This window comes from Bradyrhizobium sp. LeoA1Lang, assembly GCF_055413685.1.
The window spans coordinates 1-5,584 of record NZ_JBVAPG010000286.1 but is presented as its reverse complement, the minus strand read 5'-3'; the positions used below and the strand labels follow the sequence as shown (position 1 = coordinate 5,584).

At 59.2% G+C, this 5,584-nt stretch carries 7 protein-coding genes and 2 pseudogenes; 7 read left to right on the top strand and 2 right to left on the bottom strand.

The window, feature by feature from the left end; all coding sequences use genetic code 11:
* Positions 1-127: 127 nt before the first annotated feature.
* Positions 128-244, top strand: a pseudogene (locus ACZYOF_RS41745) (IS110 family transposase); the annotation flags it as partial.
* Between the two features lie 213 nt (positions 245-457).
* Here the strand turns inward: ACZYOF_RS41745 and ACZYOF_RS41740 are convergent.
* Positions 458-745 (bottom strand): annotated as a pseudogene (locus tag ACZYOF_RS41740) (transposase); the annotation flags it as partial.
* Positions 746-806: 61 nt separating this feature from the next.
* Entirely contained in the window at positions 807-1,793 is a 987-nt protein-coding gene (locus tag ACZYOF_RS41735; protein WP_463719393.1) for an NACHT domain-containing protein, read from the bottom strand.
* A 261-nt stretch (positions 1,794-2,054) separates the two neighbouring features.
* Here ACZYOF_RS41735 and ACZYOF_RS41730 point away from each other — a divergent pair, with 261 nt between their 5' ends.
* The 6 genes from ACZYOF_RS41730 to ACZYOF_RS41705 all read left to right on the top strand — a co-directional run bounded on the left by ACZYOF_RS41730 (position 2,055) and on the right by ACZYOF_RS41705 (position 5,478).
* Complete coding sequence (locus ACZYOF_RS41730; protein WP_463719392.1) at positions 2,055-2,390, top strand: hypothetical protein; 336 nt, start codon at positions 2,055-2,057, stop codon at positions 2,388-2,390.
* Positions 2,391-2,476: 86 nt separating this feature from the next.
* On the top strand, positions 2,477-2,821 hold the full coding sequence (locus ACZYOF_RS41725) for a hypothetical protein (protein WP_463719391.1): 345 nt from the start codon (positions 2,477-2,479) through the stop codon (positions 2,819-2,821).
* Positions 2,791-3,189 (top strand): helix-turn-helix domain-containing protein, encoded by a 399-nt coding sequence (locus ACZYOF_RS41720; RefSeq protein WP_463719390.1) that lies wholly within the window; start codon positions 2,791-2,793, stop codon positions 3,187-3,189. Before ACZYOF_RS41725 ends, ACZYOF_RS41720 begins: the two co-directional genes overlap by 31 nt.
* Before the next feature lie 3 nt (positions 3,190-3,192).
* The gene (locus ACZYOF_RS41715) at positions 3,193-4,206 is read left to right on the top strand and encodes an ImmA/IrrE family metallo-endopeptidase (RefSeq protein WP_394570168.1); all 1,014 of its coding nucleotides are present in this window, start codon (positions 3,193-3,195) and stop codon (positions 4,204-4,206) included.
* Positions 4,203-4,889, top strand: coding sequence for a C1 family peptidase (locus tag ACZYOF_RS41710; RefSeq protein ID WP_394570167.1), 687 nt, complete (start codon positions 4,203-4,205; stop codon positions 4,887-4,889). The genes ACZYOF_RS41715 and ACZYOF_RS41710 overlap by 4 nt, the downstream gene beginning before the upstream one ends.
* Positions 4,861-5,478 (top strand): hypothetical protein, encoded by a 618-nt coding sequence (locus ACZYOF_RS41705; protein WP_463719389.1) that lies wholly within the window; start codon positions 4,861-4,863, stop codon positions 5,476-5,478. The genes ACZYOF_RS41710 and ACZYOF_RS41705 overlap by 29 nt, the downstream gene beginning before the upstream one ends.
* The last annotated feature ends 106 nt before the right edge of the window (positions 5,479-5,584 follow it).

Here is a 5,584-nt window from a genome sequence, read left to right as displayed (position 1 = left end):
CGTGCGGCCCTTCAAGCTCACCACAATCCCATGACGATCAAGCCCGTTGCCCATGTCACAAGGGCCGCGTAACATTCATTCCGGCAACGTCGGCCCGACGTAGTTCAACAGCGATCGGGACATCCCCCGCATGCACACCAACAAGGTCACCGTCGCCTTGGCGGCAAAGATTGCGCGGATCGCATGGGTAGTGATGACTAAGCCCGGCGCAAGCTACGAACGGCGGGATCCGGCCTTTAGCTGATCCCGTTTGTTCCAGACTGCGAGGCTCGTGAAAGTGATGACGAGACAGTCGATCGGCGCGCCGTAAGCCCTGTGCAAAAAAGCGGGTTTTGAGCCCGGACCATTTATCTGGGAACGGCACGCGCGGATCTCATCATGGCCTGGCCGCAACAGCGGCCCACTTGCAAGAGGCCGGATACATTTGTGCAGACTGCATCGTCCTGATCGAAACGACCCTTGCACGGGCGGGGCGGGTCATACAATTTTTTGAATTGAGGTCCTTTAGCATGGCGTTGTCGAGCATCGCCTCGGCCAACAGCTTCTTCAGCTTCGCATTCTCGTCGGCAAGGACCTTGAGGCGTCGAGCTTCGGATACGTCCAGGCCACCATACTTGGCCTTCCACTTGTAGAACGTCGCGCTGCTGATCCCGTGCTTCCGGCAAACATCACCGGTCTTCGATCCTGCCTCGTGCTCCCGCAGCACCGCAATGATCCGCTCTTCCGTGAACCTCGACTGCTTCATCTCCGTCTCCCTCAAGGTGGACGGATTCTACCCATTTTTGGAGGAAGTTCAGGGGCTCAGGTCAACTCGTCGTGAGAAAATCCTGGCTGTCCGGCATGCGCCAATTGCGGTAGCCCGATATCTTCGTTCCCCGAAGCGCCCAAGAATGTTCCGCGTCAGAGAGAAAAGCGTTGGGCCGGCCCGCGATAATCACACGTGAGTTGCCAGTCACTGTGCGGTTAATTTGCTTGAAATTGAACGTGAATTGCTCCCAAGTCAGCGCATGCTTCATCTCGTCGAAGCCGTCAAAGATGAACACGAACTTGCCGCGCTTGTTCAGGCTCATAACGTCCTGAAAATTGTAGTTCGCAAGTCGATAACGCGAAGCCAGCATTTTCGACACGAGGCCGTCCAAGTCCTGCTCTTTCGCAATCTCGGAAAGCCGAATGTAGATAGGAACGCGATGGCTGTAATTGTCGAGATATAGCTTGCCCAGAAGGGAAACCAAATACTTGCAAAACGAGGTCTTCCCCATCCCATAACCGCCGAGAATTGCGATGGGGCGAGAGTCGTCTCCGTCCACCCAGCTCAGAACGCGCTCAGACAGTAGTGCTCCGTCACCGAACCGTTGTGGGATGTAGTAGTGCTCCAAGTCCTCCTCGGAGAACATTTCCATAAGTTGGCGCACATAGCGACGAAAACGAAACTGTTGCTCCTCAAACTCTGCGATAGAAAAAAGAGTCAGGCCAAACTGATTCCGTGCATAGTTGCGCGCTTCTGGTGAAAAGTCGCGCCTGACCACAATCCATACGCCATCGATCTTTCGTTGATTGATCAGGGAGAGATGGGCAGCGTAGACCTGCTCAACATCGTCCTGACCCAAATTGCGATCGAGGTTGCGACATTCGATCGCGAAACGTTGTTCAACCGGTTGGTCCTCAATGTGAACGACTACATCTATTCTCTTGGTGTCAAAACGAACCTCACGCTCTACCCTGTAGCCGCGGGCTTCCAAAAGCAAAATTACATGATCCCGTAATTCATCGCCGACCGCTACGGTATTCGTCATTGTCTTCCAGTTTCTCTTTTAAACGGGAGGCACCCCCCTGTTGGGAGCTGTTCCCGATGATGGAGGCACCATGATTTGGCAAGGCCAGATCGCCCGTGGCCGTCCGCGCTGTCTCTGAAGATTTTGTCGCCCGCTCTGGTCTTTACGAACCGGTGGGTCGCATCAGTCTTCCGAATCCAGGTAGTACCCCAAGGATGCGTACCCAACGCCTGGCTCTCCACAACGAGATCCCGGTTGGCGAGATAGGCGATAGCCGAATTGATGCGTCTGGTCGACATCCGTATCGCTCGGCTATCTCCGGCGGATTTCCGGGAAAATCCGGACCGTTCACTAGGTCGGCTGCCAAAGAAAGCGCATCGGCCCTTCTCCGAGAGCCAACGGATCGTGCTCGACGTGGATGGAAAGCATCATTTCTCCGAGAATGGTCATCCGTCGTTGGAGGCCTATGCTGACATGGTATCGGCTGACCGCAAGTTGCGGCTCGCCGGCTATGAGGTCTACCGATTCGGAGCGAATGAGCTGGTCGGCGAGGGCGCTGAACCGAGGAACACCGATTTCTTCGAAAAGCTCTTCCGACTGCACCGCCTCGGGCGCTGATGCGCCCTCGACCGAGAGGGATTATAGCTGTTGCATGTCGGGAAATCAGACATTATACTCGCTGTTGGTCCTAGAAAGACACAGCGATGGTAGCCACCACACTCGCCCCGCCGCCCGTCAAGATTGTGCCGTTCCCCTTGGCCGCCGTCGAGGCAAAACTGCGCGACGAATTGGTCGAGGCCGTGAAAATTGAGGCATCGATTAGGGGCATGACCTTGCCTGCGGCTCCGGCAGATATCGCCAAAGCATCCGTTCACGTGGACTCGTTGGTGATCGTTTCAATCCTATGCGCAGTTGAGCCGATTGTCGGGTTCGAGCTGCCTGAAAGCGTCGTCCGGGCAGGTGGATACACTTCGGTCGACAGCGCACTCGGGCAGCTACTACCCCGTTTGGAGAAAGAGTGGACGAAGAAGAAAGGAGCGAAGCCATGACCGGTCTTGCAGTTCATCAGGATAGTGATGACGAAGCGCGCCAGCGCCTGGGCGATCGGCTACGCGAAGCTCGTAAGTATCTCGGTCTCAAGCAGGAGGAAGTCGCGGCCTACCTGAAAATCCCGCGAACAGCCCTCACTGACATTGAGAATGGTCAACGTCGCGTCGAGGCGATCGAACTGGCGCGCCTGGCCAAACTGTACCGCCAGCCGGTGGGATACTTTACCGGAGAGGACGCTGCCGCGAGCCTGCCAATCGATGTGGCGCATCTGGCCCGGCAGGCGGCCGACCTGTCGGAGCAGGATCGCACCGAACTTGGACGGTTCGCCGAATACCTGCGCGCACGGTCGCGCGCCCCACGAGGCTGATCGATGGTGGCCGCAGATTATCCGAGCGCTGTCCGCGCTGGCACGATGGCCGCGGCGCGGCTGCATCAGCAACGCGGCCTGCGTCAGCAGATTGAGGCGGCCGGCGGTAACGTCGACATCTTCGCGACAATCCACGCGTTGGACTTGCCATTACTCGTACGGCCCCTTCAAGGGCTCCTCGGCGCTTATCTGAGCGACCCTGTACCGGGCGTCCTCGTCACGACCCAGCGCCCGATGAGCATCCAACGCTTCACCGCTGCCCACGAACTGGGCCACTTTCGCCTACAACACCAACCAAGCCTGGACGACGACAACATCCTGCGGCGAATGCCACTGCAGGCGCAGCCGAGCGGCGACTTCCAGGAGGTCGAGGCCAACGCATTCGCGGTCGAGTTCATGATGCCCCGCTGGCTGGTCGCTTGGCATGCCGCTCGCCAGGGTTGGACCGTTCTCGATTTCCGTCGGCCGAATGTTGTCTATCAGCTCTCGTTGCGAATGGGGGCAAGTTACGAGGCGGTCTGCTGGACACTTGCCCGCCACGGCTTCATCCAGCAAGCGCTGGCTCGGGAGCTTCTCCGGACTCAGCCGCGTGAGATGAAGGTCGCCTTGCTGGAGGCCTATCAGCCGCAAGACTACCGGGGGGATGTCTGGCTGCTCACCGAGCGCGACGCGGGGGCGCGAATCGATGGAAGCCGCAATGACCTGTTCGTCCTCAAGCTCGAGGAACACAGCGGTGGAGGTTATCTCTGGGACATCGATCAGCTCAAGGAGAGCGGCTTCGCCGTCGTTCGCGATGATCTGCAAGCGATTGACGCCGATGGCGTTGGCGGCCCTGTCATTAGGCGCGTGACAGCTACGCCACCGAACACCTATCGAGGACGCCTCGCCATCGACGAACGCCGCCCTTGGGATCCTGATCCCCCGCTCTCGACCCTTGCGGTGGAAGTCGATCTGACCGGCCCCGAGCAAGAGGGGCTTTCGCGCGCTGAGCGGCGGAGCCTGCTTGAGGCGGCATGAGCGACATCACGATCTCTGTCGATCTGCGGGCTTCTTTCGGCACCGCCCGCAATCAAGGCGCGCGCCCTACCTGCCTTGCCTTCGCGGCGAGCGATGCACATGCCGCTCTGCGTGAGGGCTGGGCGCCGTTGTCCTGCGAATATGCCTTCTATCAGGCGCAGCGGCGCGCCGGCCGGGCGCCGGACACGGGCGCGCTCCTGTCTTCGATGCTAGAGGCGCTTCGCAAGGATGGGCAACCCGAAGAAAGCAGCTGGCCCTATCTATCCGCAACGCCCGCAGTTGCGGCGTCATGGGCGCCGCCGCGCGAGATCGGCAAGCTGTTCGGCCGCAATGGCGCGGTCGCTACCCACTCGATCGACCACGTCATTCAGGAATTGGACCAAGGGCGCCCGGTGATCGTCCTGACGATGCTGTCGCGCGCCTTCTATCAGCGTAACCCTCAAGGTGTCGTCGATCCATCGCCCGGCGAGCAACCCGAGCCTGACCGCCGCCACGCGGTGGTGGCGGTCGGCTATGGGAAGGTCGACGGCCAGCGTGCCGTGTTGGTGCGCAATAGTTGGGGGCCGAGCTGGGGCGATGCGGGCTACGGCTGGCTTACCGAGCGGTTCCTTGGCCCACGCATCTATGCGGCCGCAACCTTGTTGGAGGAGGTCGATGTACCTGCCGATCCCATCGCAGCCTGACTGCGCGAGCGCCTGGCGCGAAGCCGTGCGCGCCGTCGATGCCCGACCGGGCCACTCGGCCTACAACGTGATCATTGACGTCGTGGATCCGATCGCCAATGCGACTCTGGGAGACTCCCGGATCGCAATCGTCGACGAGTTTCTTTCTGCCTACGAGAAGTCCGTGGAGACGGTGGCGAACACCATTTTTCCGGCCGGCCTCTATCACCGCTATGGCGCTCCCGCCTTCTTCGATATTTTCCGCGACAATGTTCTGAAGAAAGTTCGCCGAAGCGAGCGTTGGTCCGGGTATTATTTCGAGCGCATGATTCAATATCCGGTGGCCGAGGGTGACGCGCCCAATCAGCTTTGGGACATCGTTGCGCGCCTGAAGAGTGAGGACGTGCGAGCTCTGAACAAGTTCGAGCTTTCGCTGTTCGATCCCGTCCGGGATGTCGATAATTCCCCATATGGCGGACAGTGCCTTAGCTTCATGAGCTTCAAGGTCGTACCCAGGCGGGGCGGAGAAGACGCTGGCATTGACCGCGATGTATCGCAATCACTTCTATGTCGAAAAGCTGCTTGGCAACCTAGTGGTTCATCACAGTGATTTTGACGTTTTGATACCGAGCCATTCGAGGATCGGCAAGTTTTCGGGTGGCAGGAGAATCTCGATGCTTCGGGGAACGCCGGGCTGACGGCGAATGAAGCCGTTT